Raw genomic sequence first — 21,122 nt, forward strand, 5'->3', positions numbered from 1 at the left:
TTCTATCTTTCGCGCCAGTTGCGGCCTTTCAGTTCGAACGGTTCTGCCAGATACTTGATTCTCTCCATAATTCTCGCTGATTTTACAGGCTCTTCTTCGCCCCGCTGTGTAACGCTTAAATGCGACTGAAGATCTTTCATGCTGAAATTGGAGGTGAAAAACGTTGGAAGGTTTTCAAGCATGCGGTATTGGAGAATTGACCCGAGAATATCATCGCGCACCCAGCTTGACATCGCCTCGGCGCCAATGTCATCAAGCATAAGCACCTTTACCTTTTTAACCGCCTCAACCTTCTCTTCCAGCGAATGATCATGCATGGAGCTTTTTAATTCTCTGAAAAATTCCGGCACATACACTAGCATGGAAGGAATCTTTTTCTTTGCCAGTTCGTTTGCAATCGCTCCGAGAATATAGGTTTTGCCGATCCCGAACGGTCCGTATAAGTACAGCCCTTTGCGGTACTTGCCCTCCTGATAGTCCCTGCTGAAGCTGAGGGCCATGTCCACAACCTTCAGCCTGCTTGCTTCCTTGAGGTCGATGTCTTCAAGGGTTGCATTCAGAACGTCCCGGGGAATAAACATGGACTTGATGAGCGACTGCTGTTTTTTCCGTTCGTCATCCGCTTCTTTCGTCGGGCAGACCTCATATTTCAGGTCAATGGTTTTTCCCTGAAGGATGAGCTTCGGATGATAGCCTTCTACTAGATTTTTGCATTCTCGGAGACTCGGGCAGTCGGCGCAGCGCTTGCTTTGTCCAATGTATTCATAGAGTTTGATCAGGCTTCTGTTGATCATTTCTTCATTCACTTCAGAACTGTTTTCATGCAGAAACTCCTGGATATCCGGATTTTGCATGATCTGAGCCTTCATGGCACCCAGCCTCTTCTGAAAATCCTCCCGGCCTGAAAGACGCCCAAGAGATTTGTTGATGGATTCCATTTTGTTCACCTCCGCCTGAGATTAATTTTGTTCCCTGTACTGTCTGAGCTTTTCTTCAAGCCGTTTCCGTTCGAGCTCTGTTGCTTCGTCATCCTGTTCTGCGGCTGGAACTGCACGTTCTTCGCTTTGCTGTAAATACTCGGGCAGGGTTTCTTTCCGGACGATTTTTCTGCCGGAAGATGTTTTCTTTGAAGCCCAGTCCTGGTACTTTCTGTGCTCCTGCTTTGCAAGGTCCATCGCATCCTTTACAGTTGACACCTGTTTCCGGGCCCAGTGGCTCGCGATTCGCTGAACATACGTCTTTGAGAGCTTCATGTCGGTTTTGAGCATGACATAGTAAATCAGGACATTCACAACGCCTGGATGAAGCTTTTGTTTAAACATGACTTCTTCAACGATCTGCAGGTCTGCAGCAGATGGCTCTATGCCGTCTGCCAGGTCCTTTAAAAACTGCTTCGGCGAGATGCTCTCAAGCTGTTTGATCAGCGATTCTTCCTGTGACAGTTCAGCTTGAACCGCAGGCTTTGACCTGAGATGGGAAGGCTGTACTTTTTCAGTAAGCGCAGGAAGCTTTTCTCCATGCTCAAACTGATACCAGTCTCTTGCAGCCTTTCTGAGTTCGTCTATTTGAATGGCTTCATTCGCATCAATGGCGTTCATCACAACATTCTTCATCTCCATGGCTCCAATGCCGTAAAGATAAGAAAGTTTCTTGATCGTTTCTTTTACTTTCGGCGTGATGGATTTCCTTGGAATAACAGCTTCTGAAAGCCCGGCGAAAAACAGATCAAAATCAAAAACAGTGTCCGTCATATGGGGAGAGCTGCCCTCCTTGGAACCAAGAAAGTCCCGGCCTTCTTCAGGCACCATCGATTCCTGCATTTCTCCTGAAGCGAAAGAGTGCATTTCTGTTGGCTGCAGGGACTGAAACACCTCATTAAACGGCTTCGTCACTTGGGTCAAGTTTTCCGGAAGGCTGCTGTCTGAAAAATAGGTTTTCAGCTGACTGTATTTTGACTTTCCGATCCGGTTATACAGATAGATGTTCAATACCCCGTCTTGAAAAAACTCATCCGGCATGATAGGCGGCATAAGCTCATAGATGTAGAGTCTGGAATCTCCTTCTTCTTTCAGATAGGTTTTAAGCAGTCCTATGCCCTCAAGCTTTATCCGTTCTTCATAGATCTCCCTCAGGTTGTTTTGCATAAGAGACATCAAGCCATGATGCGTCGTTTCTCTGCTCCAGATCCGGTCCTGTTCAAGCTCTGACCAGAGTGTCATATAGAGGGCATAGCTTTTTGCCCCAAGCAGAGGCTGATAAAGCAGCGTCAGAACTTTTCTGTCAAAATCCTGCAGCAGCCCGTTCATTTTAACGAGATATCTGTCTACTGGAAGTAACTGTTTCCAATGATTGTCCATAGCATTCCCTCGGTTTCATCGGCCGAAACTCGCAGCACGCCTGCGAAAAGGAAAAAAGAGCCCAAAACCATGTTCTGCGCGCTCTTATTTCACCTTTTTGATCAGCTCTGATAGTTCTTGAATAAATACGTTTATATCTTTAAACTGGCGGTAAACGGACGCAAACCGGACGTAAGCCACTTCATCCACACCGGCAAGTCCGTCCATAACCATTTCGCCAATGTCGTCGCTGTTCACTTCTGATATTCCCTGATTCCGGAGTTCTTTTTCAATATCCTGCACAATCTCCTCCAGTTTAGGAAGAGGAACAGGGCGCTTTTCACACGCTTTAATGAGACCCCGAAGAATTTTATCTTTGCTGAATTCTTCCCGGACCCCTTCTTTTTTGACAACGATGAGCGGAATCTCCTCTACCTTTTCAAACGTAGTGAAGCGGTACTGGCACTCTTCGCACTCACGACGTCTCCGAATGGATTTTCCTTCATCAACCGGACGGGAGTCCAGAACTCTCGTGCCATTATGATGACATGTAGGACATTTCATACAACCAGCTCCAATCAAAAAGCATCGGGATTTTTGTTACAGTCTGATCATGATGCCGAATCTTTTCTTCTATCTTTCCCAAAAGCCTGGACTTTCCTTCGCAAGCACCCGTTATCACTTTGGATAAAGTCCAGTGCCGATAAACGGAAGATCCTTATTCAGCTTATCGTATGCCTCACTGATCAGCTTTTTGCTGAATCCGAAATCTGTTCCGAGCTTTGAATCTGTTGAAACGTTAAAATCGATGGCCGTTTCGTAAGGCCGTACAGATATGACCGTGACAATCATCAGCGCTTTTTTAGGTTTTTCAAAAGCAAGACTGATTTCGCCGTGCTCCTCGGAAACGGAGGTTACTTTCGCTCCAGGCATTCTGCCGAGCGTTTGCTGAACGGTTTCCATTGCCTTCTTGGCGGTTGTTTTATAATAGTGGCTTCTCAATGCCTCATCGTAGTGACTTTCAGACGTTTCCTGTCCTGAAGAGAAGAAACTTTTCATTTTATGCATAATGCTCATAGTCAGGCTTGGCTCCTTTTCTAATTAGAATAAAAGGTATGTATGTAAAAGGTAATGGCATAAGAAAAAGAGGTGCATGCTGCACCTCTTTCATTTTACATGAAAATGAGTAATCATTAAAGAGCTTTTACTTGTGCCTGTTTCACTTGTACAGGACCCATGCCGCGCGGGATCTCAATGTTCTCGCGTGTTTGTGCGCAAAGAGCCTCTGCAATATAGTCTGCTGCAACATTCGGGTTTAAATCTCCGCAAGTATATACATCAATGCTTGCATATCCATGTTCAGGGAAGCTGTGAATCGTTAAGTGAGACTCAGAGATGATAACAACTCCGCTCACACCTTGAGGAGCAAATTTATGAAAAGCTACCTCGCGCACTTCAGCACCTGATTTCAGTGCAGCATTTACAAACGTTTTTTCAATAAAGTCCATATCATTCAGTTTATCAAAGTCGCATCCCCACAGTTCAGAGATAACGTGACGTCCCATTGTTTCCATTATATGGTTCCCCCTTTAGGAATTTTAGTTTACATGAAGTTCTTCGCAATGGATTGTTGAACTACCACGGGGGAAAGTTAGTCCAGAGAGGTCCTAACCCTTTAAGTAGCCACAAGGCCGCGTTCATTAAGAAGTTCACGAAAAATAGTATACTTTCTTTAGTTTGTTTTTGCAACACACTTTTTTTAAAAAAATGATGCATCTCTTCTTTAGAGGGGCTCATAGCCCACGCTGCCGGGGGTTTTACTATTTTTTGAGCGGAGATAAATTTCGTTTTTTGGGGGAGTAAATAATTGAGTTAACTGTTTGTGCTCAGATAGGATTTTTGCAGAATTGTGCCGTTAAGGCAGATTCTTTTTTGGTTGAGGGTTCTGATCGGACGGAATAGGACCACCAAATCTGATTCTTCTCTGCTTGAGGGTTCTTATCGGACCGACTGGTGCCATCAAACCTGATTATTCTCCGCTTGAGGGTTCTTATCGGACGAATTGGTGCCATCAAAATGGATTCTTCTCTGCTTGAGGGTTCTTATCGCACGGAATGGTGCCATCAAAATGGATTCTTCTCTGCTTGAGGGTTCTTATCGGACGGATTGGTGCCATCAAAATGGATTCTTCTCTGCTTGAGGGTTCTGATCGGACGGAATAGGACCACCAAATCTGATTCTTCTCTGCTTGAGGATTCTTATCGGACGGAATAGGACCACCAAATCTGATTCTTCTCTGCTTGAGAATTCTTATCGGACGAATCGGTGCCATCAAAATGGATTCTTCTCTGCTTGAGGGTTCTTATCGGGCGGATTGGTGCCATCAAACTTGATTCTTCTCCGCTTGAGGGTTCTTATCGGACGAATCGGTGCCATCAAAATGAATTCTTCCCCGCTTGAGGGTTCTTATCGGACGGATTGGTGCCATCAAACCTGATTCTTCCCCGCTTGAGGGTTCTTATCGGACCGATTGGTGCCATCAAAATGGATTCTTCTCTGCTTGAGGGTTCTTATCGGACGAATCGGTGCCATCAAAATGGATTCTTCTCTGCTTGAGGGTTCTTATCGGACGAATCGGTGCCATCAAAATGGATTCTTCTCTGCTTGAGGGTTCTTATCGGATGGAATGGTGCCACCAAACCAGATATTTCTTTGGTTGAGGGTTCTTATCGGATGGAATGGTGCCACCAAACCAGATATTTCTTTGGTTGAGGGTTCTTATCGGATGGAATGGTGCCACCAAACCAGATATTTCTTTGGTTGAGGGTCCAATTCTAACGGAGATTTCATATGTGCTTATGTTTATTCACCCAGATCCCGGTGCTATTCTGCTTGATTAAATCCGCCAGATCAAATTTCTAGCAGGTTTGCACCACCCAAAGCAGCTGGAACCACAAAGAAAAGACAGCCAAAGGCTGCCTTTTCAACTTATCTATTTATACCGCCGACAACTTTTTCATTTTCGAAGCAACAAATCGAACGAGATCCACGACTCTGCATGAGTAGCCCCACTCGTTGTCATACCATGCGAGCACTTTGATTTTCCGGTCTGCCATGACGATGGTGGACAGGCCGTCAATGATTGCGGAATGAGGATTGGTGTTAAAGTCGATCGATACTAGCGGCTCTGTTGTAAAATCCAGGATTCCCTGGAGCTCACCGTCTGCAGCATCCATGAACGCAGCACTCACTTCTTCTACTGTCACGTCTCTTTTCACATCGACAACGAGGTCGACGAGCGAGACATTCGGAGTCGGGACTCTAAGTGCCATGCCATGAAGTTTGCCTTTAAGATGAGGCAGGACGAGTGACAGCGCTTTTGCAGCTCCTGTTGTTGTCGGGATTATCGACTGGCCGCATGCTCTTGCTCTGCGCAGATCTTTGTGCGGGTTATCAATGTTTTTCTGATCGTTTGTGTATGCGTGAACGGTTGTCATGAGGCCATTTTCAATGCCAAACTGTTCATCGAGCACTTTTACAACGGGTGCCAGGCAGTTTGTTGTGCATGATGCATTTGAAATGATGACGTGCTGTTCATTGTTGTAAGCCTCTTCATTTACGCCCATGACAACTGTAATGTCTTCATTTTTTCCCGGTGCTGTTAGGATGACTTTTTTTGCACCGGCCTGTACATGGTACATCGCTTTTTCACCGTCGTTGAATTTACCCGTAGCTTCAACAACTATATCAATATCCATGAGTCCCCAAGGTAAATCCCTCGGATCTCTGAAGTTAAGTAATTGGACCTTTTGTCCGTTAACAAGCAAATAATCATCAAAAGGAAGCACTTCCCCTTCGAACTTCCCGTGATTTGTATCATATTTGATCATGTGCGCCAGCGTCTCAGCCGGATAGCTTGCGTTGATGGCGACAATCGTCATGCTTTCTTCAAAGATTGCTTTTCTGAATACCATTCTCCCAATTCGACCAAAACCGTTAATGGCAATCTTCGCTTTCATACCATTACCCCTCTCGGATTATGTGATATACTAATATATGCTTATTCGCACGATTAGTATATCACATTTAAGCCCAAATAGGATGATTAAATGTTCTTTTTTCAAAAAAAAAAATGAAACCAGGCTTCATTTAGAAGCGAGGTTCCATTTCTCAAGCAATGTATGAAACTGTTTTTTTGTTTCTTCGATCGTTCCGTTGTTATCGATCACTTCATCCGCCTGATCCTTCTTTTCATTCAGGGGGAGCTGTGATGCGATTCTCCATTTTGCATCTTCTTCTGATAAGCCGTTGCGTCTCATCAATCTGCTCAGCTGCACATCTGGATTCACGTATACGACCAGCGTCACATCCGCCAAGTGTGTCAGCTTGCTTTCAAACAAGAGCGGGATATCCAGAACGACGGCAGCCTCCCCGCTTGCTTCCGCCTCTTCTTTTTGCCGCAGCATTTCTTTTCTGACTGCCGGATGAACGATGCTATTCAGTTTTTCCCGCTCGTTTGCGTTTTGAAAAATAATGCTTCCCAGCTTCTCGCGGTCAATCGATCCGTCTTCCTGAAGGATGCCGCTCCCAAATGCTTCTGCAATCAGCCGGTATGCCGGCGCGCCTTGTTCTACGACCTGTCTTGCGATGATATCTGCATCTATAACCGGGATGTTTGCTTCTTTGAACATGTTTGATACGGTGCTTTTTCCGCTTGCAATTCCGCCTGTTAAACCAATTGAGAGCGTCACTTTTATTCCCCCTGCTTCTAAAGCTTCCAGATTCCGAGTATAATCAGCAGAACTCCCGGAAGAAATGATAGTTTTTCCATCCAGGCAAATCTTGAAAAGAGGTGCCCGGATTTGATTCCGAACATCACAAACAAAGAGCTCATAACGGCCACAAGCACGCTTGTCGCCAAAGGAGAATAGCCGAGCAGCGCCGCTCCTATTCCTGCTCCAAACGCATCAAGCGACAATGCAAATCCGAGCAGAAGGGCTTCAACCCCTGTAATTGTGCCGGATTTATCTATATCTGCTGCAGCCGGTCTGCTCAAAATGTTAATGACGATGCCAAAAGACTTGATTTCAAGGTTAAGCAGGGTCTTTTCAGATTCTTCCTTTGTCATTTCCCTGACAGGCTGAAGAAACTGATAAAGCACCCATGCGCCAATTCCTATTAAGATAATGCCTCCGAGCTTTCCGGTCAGACTGTGGGGAAGGACTGAAGCAAGCGCGTGACCGGCCCCCATTGCAAGAAGCAAAGTAACTGCCGAACAGCAGGCAATGATAAAGACCGACTTAAACGGCATGCTCATTTTCCTTAATCCATAGGTGAAACCGACTGAAAAGCTATCCAGACTTACTGCAAATGCCAATAAAAAAAGTGATGCAGCTGCAACCATAAACCATGCCCCTTCCGCAAATGCTACGGTAGTATATGACATCGGCCTATGAGGTGTTCACTTAACTCTGGCAGCTGCTGCAGTAATGGGTTCCTCTTCCTCCAACTACTGTCTTAATAAGGGTTTCGCCGCAAACCTTGCATGGTTCATTCGTTCTTCCGTATACAAACAGCTGAAGCTGGAACATGCCGATCTGTCCTTGTGTATTCACATAGGATCTGACCGTGCTTCCTCCTTTTTCAACGGCTTCACTCAGCGTGCGCACAATTTCCAGATGAAGCTTTGCTGTTTCCTCTGCGCTGAGCCCGTTTGCGGGACGCTCAGGGTGGATGCCGGACCTGAAGAGCGCCTCATCTACATAAATGTTCCCAAGGCCTACAAGCACCTTCTGGTCAAGGAGGACAGCCTTGATTTTCCGGTTCGTCTTTTTCAGCTTTTCCTGCAGGTATTCAGGGGTAAAGCTTTCCGAGAACGGTTCCGGTCCAAGATGGGACAGGGGCATATGCAGTTCTTCCTCACCTTTCGTGAAAAGGTGCATAGTGCCAAACTTTCTGACATCCTTATACCTCAGCTCCGATCCATCCGTCATTTTAAATACAACATGCGTGTGCTTGTCGATGGGGTCAGATGACTGAAACAGACCGTATTTCCCTTCCATCCTGAGATGAGATACGAGGACATAGTCATCAAGGTGGAATTTGAGGAATTTCCCCCGTCTTCCGACATCCTGTATCGTCTGGCCGGCAACGGCATCCTGAAACTGCACCGTTTCTACCGGCTTTTTAATGATTTTGGGCCAGTGGATATATACGGCCTCTATTGTTTTTCCTTTGACTAATTCAATCAGTGTCCGTCTGACGGTTTCAACCTCCGGCAGTTCAGGCATATTTTCACTTCCTTATTTTGCGTCGTACCAGGATGAACCATAAGAATAGTCCACTTTAAGAGGCACTTTCAGTTCAACCGCGTGTTCCATCACTTGAGGAACAAGCTTTTCAAGTACCGGTATTTCTTCTTTCGGCGCCTCAAAGATCAATTCATCGTGCACCTGAAGCAATAGACGTGTTTGAAGTTTTTCCTCTTTCAGCTTTGCAGCCATATCAATCATGGCTTTTTTGATGATATCGGCCGCACTTCCCTGGATCGGGGTATTCATCGCCGTTCTCTCTGCAAAGCTTCGCACATTAAAATTCCTGCTCGTAATCTCAGGTATGTAGCGCCTCCGGTGAAGAAGCGTTTTGACATATCCGTTCTGCTTGGCTTCCTGTACGATCTCTTCCATATACTCTTTTACCCCGTCGAAACTTTCGAGGTAGCGTTTAATAAACTCTCCTGCCTCTTTTCGGGTAATGTTCAGACTTTGAGAAAGGCCATAATCGCTGATGCCATATACGATACCAAAGTTAACGGCCTTTGCCTGCCTTCTCATATTCGAAGTAACGGCATCCGCTTCAACGCCGAAAACGTCCATTGCTGTTTTTGTATGAATGTCAAGGTCATTTTGGAAGGCCTCAATCAGATTCCTGTCACCTGCAATGTGGGCAAGAACCCGAAGTTCAATTTGCGAATAGTCGGCTGCAAACATGACCCAGTCTTTTTCAGAAGGGACAAAGGCCTGGCGGATTTTGCGGCCTTCTTCAAGGCGGATCGGGATGTTCTGCAGGTTCGGGTCTGTCGAGCTCAGACGGCCTGTCTGGGTTAGCGTCTGTACATATCTTGTATGCACCTTTCTTGTGTCCTTGTGGACGACTTTCAAAAGTCCCTCAATATAAGTGGACTGAAGTTTGCCAAGCTGGCGGTAATGAAGGATTTCCTGCACGATTTCATGCTTGCCTGCAAGCTTTTCAAGCACGTCTGCAGACGTGGAATAGCCAGTCTTTGTTTTCTTTGCAGCAGGCAGCCCAAGCTTGTCAAAGAGAATGGAGCCAAGCTGCTTTGGCGAATTGATATTAAACGCCTCGCCGGCAAGGCGGTGAATGGTTTCTTCGAGGGTCATCAGACGGTCTGTCAGCTGACGTCCCATCTCCTCGAGACGTTCGATATCCACGCTCACACCTGTTGCTTCCATTTCCGCAAGAATAATGGATAGCGGCATTTCAAGATGGTGATAAAGCTCAAGCTGTTCATTTTCCTCAAGTTGGAGCTGAAGCTTTTCTTTGACAGCCTTTAAGGCAAGACCTTTTCTTACAAGGTGTTCTGCAAGCTTTTCCGTATCAGGAATGGCGCGTTTTGCCCCCTTGCCGTAAACTGTTTCGTCGGACTGAACGAGGTGAATGCCGCTGTGGCGGGCCACTCCTGCCGCATCCGCAAACGACTGTGATGGGTCCAGGATATAGGCAGCAAGCAACACGTCAAATTCAACCGCATTGAGCTCAATTCCTTGCCAGTGAAGAGCAACGATGGATTGTTTGGCATCATAAACCGTCTTGCGCTTCGTCCCGTCTGCCGCCCAATTTTTGAATGCCTCAGACTTTACGGCAAGCTCTGCCGGCACATAGAAGCTGCCATTTTCATTGATGACCGCAAGTCCGATTATACTGCTGCTGTGATAATTGTCATCAAGCACTTCTACAATCAGGACAGATTCATCAGCCAGGTGCTCCTCCGCTATTTCGTCGAGCATTTCAAATTGAACATCTTCAATTGGCTCAAGATCTTCCTCTGTGTCAGCCCCAAGCTTGTCCAGGAGAGAATTGAAGCCGAGCTCTTTGTAAATACCCGCTACATTCTTCGCCTCAAAGCCCTTATACTCGGCTTCAGACAAGGTAATTTCAAGCGGCGCCTCACAGTTGATGGTTGCAAGCTCTTTGCTCATGATCGCCTGTTCTTTATTTTCTTCAAGCTTTTCTTTTAATTTTTTGGCCGTAACCTTCTCTAAGGATTCATAGAGCCCTTCAAGGGTTTCATGTTCCTTCAGAAGTTTGATGGCCGTTTTTTCTCCGACGCCCGGAACACCCGGAATATTGTCTGAACTGTCTCCCATAAGACCTTTCATATCGATTATCTGCGAAGGAGACAGGCCGTATTTCTCCATGACAAATTGAGGCGTATAGGAATCAACATCTGTTATTCCTTTTCTTGTAATGTCAACGGTGATGTGTTCTGAGACAAGCTGCGTCAAATCTTTATCCCCGGATATGACTTTTACTTCAAAGCCGTCTTTTTCGGCTTGTTTTGACAGGGTTCCAATAATATCATCCGCTTCATAATTCGGTAGCTCATACCGTGAAATGCTGTAGGCATCAAGCAGTTCCCTGATAAACGGAAATTGCTCCGACAGCTCAGGCGGGGTTTTCTGCCGGCCGCCCTTGTATTCTTTGAACGTTTCATGCCTGAAGGTCGTTTTTCCCGCATCAAAAGCAACCAGCATGTGAGACGGCTTTTCATCTTCAAGTATTTTCATAAGGATCATGGTAAATCCGTAAATAGCGTTTGTATGTACACCTTTGTCATTGTTCAGCAGCGGAAGGGCAAAAAAAGCCCGGTAGGCAATGCTGTTCCCGTCGATCAGCACGAGTTTTTTCGGCATAGGTAAACCTCCCTGTAAAAGGATATTAAAAATCCCCTGATTTTCTTTCTCTATTCTACCATGACAGGCAGACAGAATGAAAATCAGGGGACAGGACGCTGTTAGTCAGTTCCGCCCATCAATGTTTTGGCATAGTCAGAGTCAAACGGCATGATAATGACCGTTTCTTCGTCGATGGTCTTTTTGTAGGATTCAAGTGTTCTGTACAATTCATAGAATTCCGGGTTTTTAGAATAGGAGCTGTTGTAGATTCTCCCCGCTTCCTGTTCTCCCTGACTTCTGATAACATCTGCGTTGGCTGCTGCCTTAGCCAGCATTTCCTTTACAGTCCGGTCGGTTGCCGCGATGGCGCTGTTTTTCTTAGCATCACCCTGGGACAAATAATCCTGGGCCGTTGACTGTCTTTCAGAGATCATGCGGGTATAAACAGAAGCTTCATTGTCCTCAGGCAGGTCGGTACGTTTAATTCTGACATCTGTGACTGTAATGCCGTATCCGTCCTTTTCCAAAAGCGCATTCACAATTTCCGTTACTTTATCGTTAATGCTGCCTCTTGATGACTTTTCATCATTGATGATTTCATCATAGTTGAGCCGGCCAAGCTCTGAACGGACTGTGGAAAAAGTGAACTCAGCCATTTTTGTTTCAGCGTTCACAAGCGTTCTCGCGTTGGCAATCATTTTCTTCGGGTCGTCTACTTTCCAGACAGCAAAATTATCAATCAGGATTCTTTTTTTGTCTTTCGTATTGATTTCCGCTTCTTCAACATCATATGTCATCTGGTATTTCGGAATTGATGAGACCGACTGGACAAAAGGAACTTTCAAGTGCAGCCCCGGCTTTTCTATGATTCTGACAACCTCGCCAAACTGGCGGACTACTTTATATTCATTTTCTTTTACAACAAACATGTTTGTGAAAAGAACAATCGCTGCAGCAAGGGTGAGTAAAAGCCAGAGTCCCGTCTTTATATATTTGCTGTACCCTCCGGAATCTCCGCGCTTTTCACTCATGTCCACCAAGTTGTCATTGGCCATTCTTTTCACTTCCTTCCTCAGTTTCAGGTTTTGGCTCTTCCTTCTTCTTCTGCAGTTCGCCAATAGGGAGATATTTCATTGTGCTGCCGTCATCTTTCATAAAATAGATCGTGGCTCCTGGAAGCACCTGATCGATCGTTTCAAGAATGAGACGCTTCTCTGTTATGCCCTCGGCTTTTTCATACTCGCTTAGAACAGCGTTGAAATTTGCTACTTCTCCGCGGGCTTTTTCAATTCTTGCTGTTTTGTCAGCTTCGGCTTTTGAGATGAGTGCATCCTCTTCCCCTTCAGCTTCCCGCGTTCGCTGATTTGAGTATTTTTTTGCTTCATTAATTTTTGTATTCATCGTTTCACGCGCGCTTGTTACGTCCGTGAAGGCTTTTCTTACCTCATCATTCGGAAGGTCTACATCCTGAAGTTTCACGGCCAGAACCGAGATGCCGATATCATACTTCTCCATCAGGGAAATCAGCAGTTCCTGAACATTTTCCTCAATTTCCACTTTTCCGGATGTGAGAGCATCGTCAATTTCAGAGCTGCCGATAATGCTTCGCAGGGAAGCCGATGTGGCGTCATACAGGATTTCCTCTGGATCTTCCGAGTTAAATAAGTACTTTTCAGGATCGGTAATTTTCCACTGCACAACCATATCTGCGAGGACGATATTTTCATCCCCTGTAATCATTTTCGTGTCCTTTGGAAAGGATTTTACTTCACCGTTTTCTTCTGAATATCCGAACTTAAGACTGAACGTTTCTTTGGACAGCTTTTCAACGGACTGAATTGGCCATGGCATTTTGAAGTGAAGACCGGGCTCACTGATGCCTTCTTCTACTTCACCAAATGTGATGATAACCGCCTGATCGGATTCATCGACCGTATACCATGTAGTAAATGCAACGATCAAAAGCACTGCAGCCAGCAGCACTGCTCCTATGATCGTGTAAATGCGCCTGATGCTGATCATTTCTCCGCCCCCTTTTTCTCTTCACAAATATTTACGTTCTTTCCATGAAAAGGTTTCATCTTTTTTTGAAGACAAAAAAAGGGACGAGAACAGGGATGTTCTCGTCCAAAAGATTGGCTCCTTGGATGAAGGGGTTTTCACTTAGTATATTATCAGCATTTTATTAAGCAGGAATAAATGTGATGTAAATATATTGTAAACTAGCCGTCAATTTGGTTTTTATTCAGTTTAACGGTAAACGCAGTTCCTTCCCCAACGGTGCTGCTCACATAAATCCGTCCTTTGTGCGCTTCCACCAGATGCTTGACAATGGCAAGCCCGAGCCCCGTTCCGCCTGAATTCCGGCTTCTCGCTTTGTCCACTCTGTAAAAACGTTCAAAAATCCTTGGAATTTCTTCTTTTTCAATGCCGATTCCCGTATCACTCACGATAAATACCGCCTGATCACCGCCGTCTTTAAGAATCACATTTACTTTGCCGCCCTTGGGTGTATAGTTCAATGCATTGCTGATCAGGTTAATGAAGATCTGCTTCAGGCGGTATACATCCCCGTAAATGTGAAGTCCTTCTTCAGGCATAGCAAGTGACAGCCCGATTTCTTTTTCTTCTGCTTTGCTTCTCAGGATAATGATGACCTCTTCGAGAACTTCCTTCGCATTGCAGTGCTGAAGGTTCAGCTTAAAGCCCTGCTGTTCTATTTTGGAAAGGTCAAGCAGATCCTGAATAAGCGTTTGTAGACGGTCGCTTTCTTTCAAGATGATTGAGAGAAAGTACTCCAGCGTCTCCCTGTCTTCAAGTGCTCCGTCAAGCAGCGTTTCCGTAAACCCTTTAATTGATGTAATCGGTGTTTTGAGCTCATGTGATACGTTCGCAACAAAGTCTTTTCTCATCTGTTCGAGCTTTTTCAGCTCAGTGATATCATGGAAAACAAGCACAATGCCTTTCCATTCATCGTTTGTGCCTATAATCGGGGCACCGTACACTTCAAAATGCCTGCGCTCAATTTTCAGAGGGAGATGCAGCTGTTTTCTTGCTTTGATTTCAGTCATGAAGATATGCTCGACCAAATCAACAATCTCCCGGTGTTCAAACGCTTCATAATAAAGCTTGTACAGGAAGTCCGTTGATTTAATGTGAAAGAGCTCTTTGTATGCCCGGTTTACCAGGTTAATGTAGCCTCTTCCGTCGATCAGGATCAGACCGCTGCCCATATTTTCAATCAGCGTCTGCAGCCTGTCCTGCTGCATTTCCTGTGCACGGTTCATATCCTGAAGATTTCTGGCAAGAACATTAATAGACTGGCTGAGCATGCCCGTTTCATCCAGATGATCTTCATAGGTTCTTGCTTTATAATTTCCTTTTGCAAGCTCCATCGCAACATTTGTCGCCGATTCAATCGGCCTTGTGTAGCGCGATGTAATTCTGACAGCAAGCAGCAGAATGACAAGGAGGGCCATTCCAAGACTCGCAATCAGCAATCCCCAGATCTGCTGGTTGATTTTCTTTAAAGACGATTCCGTAGAGCTGAGGACGATATACCCCCGCTTTTCGTTGTTTTCCAAATAAGGAAGACCGTAAAAATACAGTTTGTCATTTTGTATATTTAGTTTGAAGCCTTTATTTGTATTCCGGTGCTTTAGAAGAATCTCTTTTGAAATAGAATCGTGATCCTGTTTAAAAGGGCCGGCATCATGCAGAACATTCCCGTTTCTGTCATAAATGGTGATATGGGCCTTAATCGCTTTGCTGTAGCGGTTCAGGAAGGAGTTCATCTCAGAAGATGACAGTCCCTTTTCCTTTACCAGAAGCTCAGTAATTTTTGCTTCCTCTTTCATGCGCTCCTGAAAAGAACTCATATAATAGCTGCCGAAAATTTGCCCAAGCAAAAGCCCGAGGCCGATCAGTACGGCAATGATCAGTGTAATTAGGGCAAAAATAAGGCGTGACCGGAATCTATTCATCCAGCCTAGGCTCCTCAAGCTTGTAGCCGAGTCCCCTTATAGTTTTAATATAAAGCGGTTTTTTCGTATTGCGTTCTATTTTTTCCCTTAAGTGGCTAATGTGGACATCCACGATCCGTGTATCCCCTGCAAAATCGTAGTTCCATACTGCACTCAAAAGCTGGTCGCGCGTCAGTACTCTTCCTTTGTGACGGGCAAGGTATACAAGCAATTCAAATTCCTTAGGTGTAAGCTCAAGGCGTTCATCGCCGTAATAGGCTTCATAATGTTCAGGGAGAATTCTCAAATCGCCTATCAGGATTCTCTCAGATGTATCCAATTCTTTTTCTTCAGATTCAGAAGATGTCTGCGTTCTTCTTAAAATGGCTTTCACCCTTGCCACAACTTCTCTTGGACTGAAAGGCTTTGTCATATAATCATCAGCGCCAAGCTCAAGGCCAAGCACCTTATCAAACTCATCATCTTTAGCCGTCAGCATGAGAATCGGCACCATGATTTTCTTCTGTCTAAGCTGCTTGCACACTTCAATCCCGTCCATTTTAGGCAGCATAAGATCAAGAACCATTAGGTCAGGGGACTCATTCAAACCCTTTTCAAGCCCGTCTTCTCCATCTATAGCGGTTATTACCTCATACCCTGCCTGAACCAGATTGTACTGCAGCAGAGTCAGGATTGATTGCTCATCATCTACGACCAGAATTTTCTTACTCATATAAAGCCTCCACCAAATAGTATTCCCCTAGCAATCCAACGTGTTTTCTCTCTTTTATACTTCCATTATAGAGGATAGATTCAAATGAACAAATGTTTTCTTTCAAATGATCCTTTCAGCACGCTGTCTTTCTCTATTAGAATAGCCAAAACAGGAAAAGGCATTCCAGTGACGGACAGTAAAATGCCGGCACCCTGTACAGGTGCCGGCATTGGCTTAAAAGTTTTCAAGAGCACTGCCATCCATAGAGGCAATTGCTGCAGGAGGCGCAACTGTTATTGTCCCCTGAATGACGGTCTCGTCTTTGTCATTATGCGCATGTACCTTGAGAAGGACAGTATTTTCGGACGCATTCACCTGGGTCACCTCAAACAGGAATTGAATCATGCTGTAATGATAGACCGCACGGACGAAATCAAGGTTTTGACTAAGGATGTGGCTTCCCGGTCCAGGCATATATTTGGATATCGCAGATGTGATAATGCCCGTCAGCATGATGCTTGGGACAATCGGCTTTTCATAAGGCGTGAGTGATGCATAATCATGCTGAATATAGAGCGGATTAGAATCATTTGTCAGTCCAAGATAGAGCAGCAGGTCTTTATCTTCAATTTTTTCGGTCAGAGTTAATTTCTCTCCCACCGTGATTTCATCTATCTGTCTTCCAAGTTTTCTTTTTTTCCAAGCAGCATTATCGTCGTCCTCCAATCTATTGAAAACGTTTACAAAACACTTGATAAAAGGGACTGGAGAGTATTCTCCAGCCCCGGCAGCAATTAAGAAAGAACCTTCATGACACTTTTGACCGAGTCAGCAGACCTTGATAATGCTTCTTTTTCATCATCATTCAAGTCGAGCTCGATAATCTGCTCAAGCCCGTTTCCGCCAAGAATGACAGGTACTCCAAGGTAGATCCCTTCGAATCCGTATTCTCCCTCTAAATAAACGATAGCAGGAATCACACGGCGCTGATCTTTAAGGATAGCTTCTGCCATTTCTGCCAGTGAAGCAGCCGGTGCATAATACGCACTTCCGTTTCCAAGAAGGTTGACAATCTCACCGCCGCCTTTGCGTGTTCTCTCAACAATTGCTTCCGGGCGGTCTTTAGGGATCAGCGTTTCAAGCGGAATTCCGCCGGCATACGAATATCTCACCAGAGGAACCATGTCATCACCGTGTCCGCCAAGAACAAATCCAGTCACATCTTTCACCGACAGATTCAGCTCCTGTGCCGCAAATGTGCGGAAGCGCGCAGTGTCGAGAACACCTGACTGGCCGATGACGCGGTGTTTTGGGAAACCTGACTCTTTGAAAACCGTGTAGGTCATGGCATCGACAGGATTGGTCAAAACTAGAATGACCGCATCCGGCGAATACTTCACAATCTCCTTTGTCACGCTTTTCATGATTTTCTGGTTCGTCTGAACAAGGTCGTCGCGGCTCATTCCCGGTTTTCTCGCAATGCCTGCTGTAATGATGACAAGATCAGAATCAGCTGTATCAGCATAGTCGCTGGTCCCTGTAATCTGAGCGTCAAATCCCTGAACAGGACTTGCCTCAAGCATGTCCAAAGCTTTTCCTTTAGTCGGATTCTCCTGCTGCGGAATATCAACAATCACGACATCAGACAGTTCTTTTTGAGCTAATAAAAATGCAGTGGTTGCTCCTGTGAAACCTGCGCCGATTACGGAAACTTTTTTACGCTTCATGCCCATTAAAAACATCCCCTTTAGCATAACAGAGCTGTTTTCCAAAAGTGAAAAACAGCTCTGTGTATTGTTGATGAAGAAGATCTTACATTTTGCTGATTAAAGCATCTCCGAACTCAGAGCATTTCACTTCTTTAGCGCCGTCCATCAAACGGGCAAAGTCGTAAGTGACAACTTTCTCAGAGATGGATTTCTCCATTGCTTCTACAACAAGCTTAGCTGCCTCATTCCAGCCTAAGTGCTCAAGCATAAGGACACCTGAGAGAATAACAGAAGATGGATTTACTTTATCAAGACCTGCATATTTAGGAGCAGTTCCATGAGTCGCTTCGAAAATAGCATGTCCAGTTTCATAGTTAATATTTGCTCCAGGAGCGATTCCGATTCCGCCGACTTGCGCAGCAAGAGCATCTGAGATGTAGTCACCGTTCAGGTTCATCGTAGCAACTACGTCAAACTCGCGCGGACGTGTAAGGATCTGCTGAAGGAAGATATCAGCAATGGAATCTTTAACGATGATTTTGCCTGCATCTTCAGCTTCCTGCTGAGCCTTGTTTGCAGCGTCTTTGCCGTCTTTCTCAACGATGCGGTCATATTCAGCCCAAGTGAATACTTGATCTCCGAATTCTTTTTCAGCAAGCTCGTAGCCCCAGTTTTTGAAGGCTCCTTCTGTGTATTTCATGATGTTGCCTTTGTGAACAAGTGTTACGGACTTGCGGCCTTCTTTGATTGCATAGTTGATGGCAGCACGCACAAGACGCTGTGTGCCTTCTTCTGATACAGGCTTGATGCCGATTCCTGAAGTCTCAGGGAAACGGATTTTGTTTACGCCCATTTCATTTTTAAGGAAAGCAATCAGCTTTTCAACTTCTTCAGATCCTTTTGCATACTCAATGCCGGCATAGATATCTTCTGTATTTTCACGGAAGATCACCATGTCTGTATCTTCAGGGCGTTTGATTGGAGACGGAACACCGTTGAAGTAGCGTACTGGACGCAGGCATGTGAAAAGATCAAGCTCCTGGCGAAGAGCAACGTTCAGTGAACGGATTCCGCCGCCTACAGGAGTTGTTAAAGGTCCTTTGATTGCGATGAAATACTCGCGGATCATATCAAGCGTTTCTTCAGGAAGCCACTCGCCAGTCTGATTGAATGCTTTTTCTCCTGCAAGCACTTCTTTCCAAACGATTTTCTTTTCGCCATTGTATGCTTTGTCAACAGCTGCTTCAAGAACGCGTGAAGCTGCAGCCCAGATATCAGGACCAATGCCGTCTCCTTCGATAAATGGAATAATCGGATCGTTTGGTACGTTAAGTACTCCGTCTGTAACTGTGATTTTTTGTCCTTGTGTCATTGTAGTTACCTCCTGTTATGTAAGTGAAATTTGTTTTTTGGAAAAATGCGCAGGGACAGGCAGCATCAGCGTATGCCGATACTGCCTCGTCCGCTTAAATCAGCCGCGCTGCTCGATTGGAACGTATTTTTGCATGTCAGGGCCTGTGTAATCTGCGCGAGGGCGGATCAGGCGGTTGTTTTCGTACTGCTCAAGAATGTGTGCAAGCCATCCTGATACACGGCTGACAGCAAAGATCGGCGTGAAAAGGTCATGGTCAATTCCAAGACTGTGGTACATGGATGCTGAATAGAAATCAACATTCGGCGGAATTGATTTTTCGCTGGTTACGACCTCTTCGATTTTTGTGGACATTTCAAACCATTTTGGTTCGCCTGTCAGGTTGGTGAGCTTCTCGGACATTTCTCTGAGATGCTTGGCTCTCGGATCTCCCTGACGGTATACGCGATGTCCGAATCCCATGATTTTTTCTTTGCGGGCAAACTTTTCGTGAAGATACGCTTCGACGTTATCCACATCGCCGATTTCCTTCAGCATCTTCATAACAGCTTCGTTTGCTCCCCCGTGAAGCGGCCCTTTTAGAGCTCCGATTGCTGCAGTGATTCCGGAATAGACGTCTGACAGTGTCGCCACGCAGACACGCGCTGTGAATGTAGATGCATTTAATTCATGATCTGCATGAAGAACGAGTGCCTTGTTGAAAGCCTCAACCGCAACACTGCTTGGCTCTTCGCCTGTCAGTGTATACAGGAAGTTTTCTGCTAAACTGGCATCTGCCTTCGGTTTTATAGGCTCAAGCCCCTTGCGGATACGTGCGAATGCAGCCACAATTGTAGGCAGTTTAGCCTGCAGACGGATCGCTTTGCGGTAGTTCGCTTCCGGATCCATGACATCGGCTTCGCTGTCAAACAGCCCAAGAAGGGAAACAGCTGTGCGGAGCGCCGCCATCGGATGCACTGACTTAAGGTCGTACGATTTAAAATGGCTGACAACCTCCTGCGGAATTTCCGCATTCTCTGCAAGCTCTTTTTTAATTTGTGCAAGCTCTGCATGGTCAGGAAGCTTTCTGTGCCACAATAAATATACAACCTCTTCGAAACTAGCATTCTCTGCTAAATCATCGATGTTATACCCCGCATATGTAAGAGTATCATCAATAATTGAACTTACGGATGAAGTAGTAGCAACTACTCCCTCCAGACCCCGTGTTGTTGTCATGTAAATCTCTCCTTTGCAAAAATATCCCCATTGATCCGCTCTTCTCGTCAGCAATAAAAGATAGCATTCGACAAATCCATTTTTCTTCTTATTTGCCCATTCTTCCAATTATTTAAACGACCGAGCGCTTGCTCAATACTCAAGCATTTTTAAAAAGAAAATGCTTACATTTACAGCCATTATAAGAGCCACATCGAATGTTATCTTCAATTGTGACTTAAGATGAACAAGAAGGCGTAATCATACTGCCTATATCCATTATAAACAATTATCTGATTTTTGTGAACGAAAAGAATTTCCAGAAGCAAAAAATTTGTCAGAAAAATGATATTTAAGATGAATAATAGGTTTTCAAGGCGCCTTCTCGTATATTGTATCAGAATTTATTATATTAACCAAAAAATTTAACCGTTTGCATGGCCAGATAGGCAATGCCTGCCCCGATCAGCGGCCCGACTGCCACTCCCCCAAATAATGAAACGGCGAGAATGGTTCCAAATACAAGCGCTGTTGTAATGTGCGGATCATCCTGCAGCAGAGTCAAACCGTTTTTAGCAATCAGCGCCACAGCAATTCCTGCACCCAGGGCAATCCATGCGTAGGAGGATTTCATTGCTTCTGTCAGCTGCTTAAATCCGATATCTCCTGTGGCAATCGGGACGAGAACGGCAATCGTAATAACCGTAACCCCCCAATTTATTCCTTTTGACTGAATGTGCGGAAACAGCTTTTCATCCAGTCCGGTCAGTTTTACAGCAAGAAGAAAACCTACTGCAAACATTAATGACTGATTTTTGGCAAGAAATCCAACGATGAATAATATGATTAAAAATAGGACAGGTTGATTCATTTCATTCTTCCTTTCCGGATTTTTCCCCAAAAGAGAACAGGAGGG

19 protein-coding genes are annotated in these 21,122 nt (G+C 45.2%); all 19 read right to left on the reverse strand.

All coding sequences use genetic code 11. The features are described from left to right. Positions 1-2: 2 nt before the first annotated feature. The 19 genes from dnaI to JOJ89_RS15890 all read right to left on the reverse strand — a co-directional run bounded on the left by dnaI (position 3) and on the right by JOJ89_RS15890 (position 21,077). Positions 3-938 carry a primosomal protein DnaI gene (gene dnaI, locus JOJ89_RS15800; RefSeq protein WP_029279187.1) on the reverse strand — a complete coding sequence of 312 codons (936 nt, stop codon included), beginning with the start codon at positions 936-938 and terminating at the stop codon, positions 3-5. A gap of 21 nt (positions 939-959) precedes the next feature. Beyond that, positions 960-2,357: a replication initiation and membrane attachment family protein gene (locus JOJ89_RS15805; RefSeq protein ID WP_029279185.1), complete on the reverse strand. Its 1,398-nt coding sequence runs from the start codon at positions 2,355-2,357 to the stop codon at positions 960-962. 84 nt (positions 2,358-2,441) lie between these two features. Further along, positions 2,442-2,900 (reverse strand): transcriptional regulator NrdR, encoded by a 459-nt coding sequence (gene nrdR, locus JOJ89_RS15810; RefSeq protein ID WP_203288332.1) that lies wholly within the window; start codon positions 2,898-2,900, stop codon positions 2,442-2,444. Between the two features lie 114 nt (positions 2,901-3,014). After that, positions 3,015-3,413, reverse strand: coding sequence for a hypothetical protein (locus tag JOJ89_RS15815; protein WP_029279181.1), 399 nt, complete (start codon positions 3,411-3,413; stop codon positions 3,015-3,017). Positions 3,414-3,529: 116 nt separating this feature from the next. After that, entirely contained in the window at positions 3,530-3,910 is a 381-nt protein-coding gene (gene speD / locus JOJ89_RS15820) for an adenosylmethionine decarboxylase (protein ID WP_029279179.1), read from the reverse strand. Between the two features lie 1,422 nt (positions 3,911-5,332). After that, the gene (locus JOJ89_RS15825) at positions 5,333-6,355 is read right to left on the reverse strand and encodes a glyceraldehyde-3-phosphate dehydrogenase (protein ID WP_029279177.1); all 1,023 of its coding nucleotides are present in this window, start codon (positions 6,353-6,355) and stop codon (positions 5,333-5,335) included. Between the two features lie 126 nt (positions 6,356-6,481). Further along, entirely contained in the window at positions 6,482-7,087 is a 606-nt protein-coding gene (gene coaE, locus JOJ89_RS15830; RefSeq protein ID WP_029279175.1) for a dephospho-CoA kinase, read from the reverse strand. A gap of 17 nt (positions 7,088-7,104) precedes the next feature. After that, positions 7,105-7,740 carry a sporulation membrane protein YtaF gene (gene ytaF / locus JOJ89_RS15835; RefSeq protein ID WP_029279173.1) on the reverse strand — a complete coding sequence of 212 codons (636 nt, stop codon included), beginning with the start codon at positions 7,738-7,740 and terminating at the stop codon, positions 7,105-7,107. A gap of 61 nt (positions 7,741-7,801) precedes the next feature. Then, positions 7,802-8,626 carry a DNA-formamidopyrimidine glycosylase gene (gene mutM, locus JOJ89_RS15840; protein ID WP_203288345.1) on the reverse strand — a complete coding sequence of 275 codons (825 nt, stop codon included), beginning with the start codon at positions 8,624-8,626 and terminating at the stop codon, positions 7,802-7,804. A gap of 12 nt (positions 8,627-8,638) precedes the next feature. Next, positions 8,639-11,269: a DNA polymerase I gene (gene polA / locus JOJ89_RS15845; RefSeq protein ID WP_203288347.1), complete on the reverse strand. Its 2,631-nt coding sequence runs from the start codon at positions 11,267-11,269 to the stop codon at positions 8,639-8,641. A 101-nt stretch (positions 11,270-11,370) separates the two neighbouring features. Next, positions 11,371-12,306, reverse strand: a complete 936-nt coding sequence (hflC, locus tag JOJ89_RS15850; RefSeq protein ID WP_203288349.1) for a protease modulator HflC — start codon at positions 12,304-12,306, stop codon at positions 11,371-11,373. Next, complete coding sequence (gene hflK, locus JOJ89_RS15855) at positions 12,296-13,273, reverse strand: FtsH protease activity modulator HflK (RefSeq protein WP_203288351.1); 978 nt, start codon at positions 13,271-13,273, stop codon at positions 12,296-12,298. The genes hflC and hflK overlap by 11 nt, the downstream gene beginning before the upstream one ends. A 200-nt stretch (positions 13,274-13,473) precedes the next feature. Then, complete coding sequence (pnpS, locus tag JOJ89_RS15860) at positions 13,474-15,234, reverse strand: two-component system histidine kinase PnpS (RefSeq protein WP_203288363.1); 1,761 nt, start codon at positions 15,232-15,234, stop codon at positions 13,474-13,476. Further along, a complete protein-coding gene (locus JOJ89_RS15865; RefSeq protein ID WP_029279163.1) occupies positions 15,227-15,946 on the reverse strand; it encodes a response regulator transcription factor in 720 nt (239 codons plus the stop codon). Before JOJ89_RS15865 ends, pnpS begins: the two co-directional genes overlap by 8 nt. 216 nt (positions 15,947-16,162) lie before the next feature. Beyond that, the gene (locus JOJ89_RS15870) at positions 16,163-16,654 is read right to left on the reverse strand and encodes a MaoC/PaaZ C-terminal domain-containing protein (protein ID WP_203288365.1); all 492 of its coding nucleotides are present in this window, start codon (positions 16,652-16,654) and stop codon (positions 16,163-16,165) included. 68 nt (positions 16,655-16,722) lie between these two features. Next, entirely contained in the window at positions 16,723-17,661 is a 939-nt protein-coding gene (gene mdh / locus JOJ89_RS15875) for a malate dehydrogenase (RefSeq protein WP_203288367.1), read from the reverse strand. 79 nt (positions 17,662-17,740) lie between these two features. Continuing rightward, complete coding sequence (icd, locus tag JOJ89_RS15880; RefSeq protein WP_029279157.1) at positions 17,741-19,009, reverse strand: NADP-dependent isocitrate dehydrogenase; 1,269 nt, start codon at positions 19,007-19,009, stop codon at positions 17,741-17,743. Between the two features lie 99 nt (positions 19,010-19,108). After that, complete coding sequence (gene citZ / locus JOJ89_RS15885) at positions 19,109-20,227, reverse strand: citrate synthase (RefSeq protein WP_029279155.1); 1,119 nt, start codon at positions 20,225-20,227, stop codon at positions 19,109-19,111. A 391-nt stretch (positions 20,228-20,618) separates the two neighbouring features. Continuing rightward, a complete protein-coding gene (locus tag JOJ89_RS15890; protein WP_029279153.1) occupies positions 20,619-21,077 on the reverse strand; it encodes a DUF441 domain-containing protein in 459 nt (152 codons plus the stop codon). Between the last annotated feature and the right edge of the window lie 45 nt (positions 21,078-21,122).

The organism is Metabacillus sp. cB07 (assembly GCF_016839225.1).
In the GTDB taxonomy this organism is placed as follows: domain Bacteria; phylum Bacillota; class Bacilli; order Bacillales; family Bacillaceae; genus Bacillus_P; species Bacillus_P indicus.

Coding starts and splice junctions, on each gene's coding strand:
- dnaI (WP_029279187.1), bottom strand. CDS start 938: ATGGAATCCATCAACAAATCTCTTGGGCGTCTTTCAGGCCGGGAGGAT.
- JOJ89_RS15805 (WP_029279185.1), bottom strand. CDS start 2,357: ATGGACAATCATTGGAAACAGTTACTTCCAGTAGACAGATATCTCGTT.
- nrdR (WP_203288332.1), bottom strand. CDS start 2,900: ATGAAATGTCCTACATGTCATCATAATGGCACGAGAGTTCTGGACTCC.
- JOJ89_RS15815 (WP_029279181.1), bottom strand. CDS start 3,413: ATGAGCATTATGCATAAAATGAAAAGTTTCTTCTCTTCAGGACAGGAA.
- speD (WP_029279179.1), bottom strand. CDS start 3,910: ATGGAAACAATGGGACGTCACGTTATCTCTGAACTGTGGGGATGCGAC.
- JOJ89_RS15825 (WP_029279177.1), bottom strand. CDS start 6,355: ATGAAAGCGAAGATTGCCATTAACGGTTTTGGTCGAATTGGGAGAATG.
- ytaF (WP_029279173.1), bottom strand. CDS start 7,740: ATGGTTGCAGCTGCATCACTTTTTTTATTGGCATTTGCAGTAAGTCTG.
- mutM (WP_203288345.1), bottom strand. CDS start 8,626: ATGCCTGAACTGCCGGAGGTTGAAACCGTCAGACGGACACTGATTGAA.
- polA (WP_203288347.1), bottom strand. CDS start 11,269: ATGCCGAAAAAACTCGTGCTGATCGACGGGAACAGCATTGCCTACCGG.
- hflC (WP_203288349.1), bottom strand. CDS start 12,306: ATGGCCAATGACAACTTGGTGGACATGAGTGAAAAGCGCGGAGATTCC.
- hflK (WP_203288351.1), bottom strand. CDS start 13,273: ATGATCAGCATCAGGCGCATTTACACGATCATAGGAGCAGTGCTGCTG.
- pnpS (WP_203288363.1), bottom strand. CDS start 15,234: ATGAATAGATTCCGGTCACGCCTTATTTTTGCCCTAATTACACTGATC.
- JOJ89_RS15865 (WP_029279163.1), bottom strand. CDS start 15,946: ATGAGTAAGAAAATTCTGGTCGTAGATGATGAGCAATCAATCCTGACT.
- mdh (WP_203288367.1), bottom strand. CDS start 17,661: ATGGGCATGAAGCGTAAAAAAGTTTCCGTAATCGGCGCAGGTTTCACA.
- icd (WP_029279157.1), bottom strand. CDS start 19,009: ATGACACAAGGACAAAAAATCACAGTTACAGACGGAGTACTTAACGTA.
- citZ (WP_029279155.1), bottom strand. CDS start 20,227: ATGACAACAACACGGGGTCTGGAGGGAGTAGTTGCTACTACTTCATCC.
- JOJ89_RS15890 (WP_029279153.1), bottom strand. CDS start 21,077: ATGAATCAACCTGTCCTATTTTTAATCATATTATTCATCGTTGGATTT.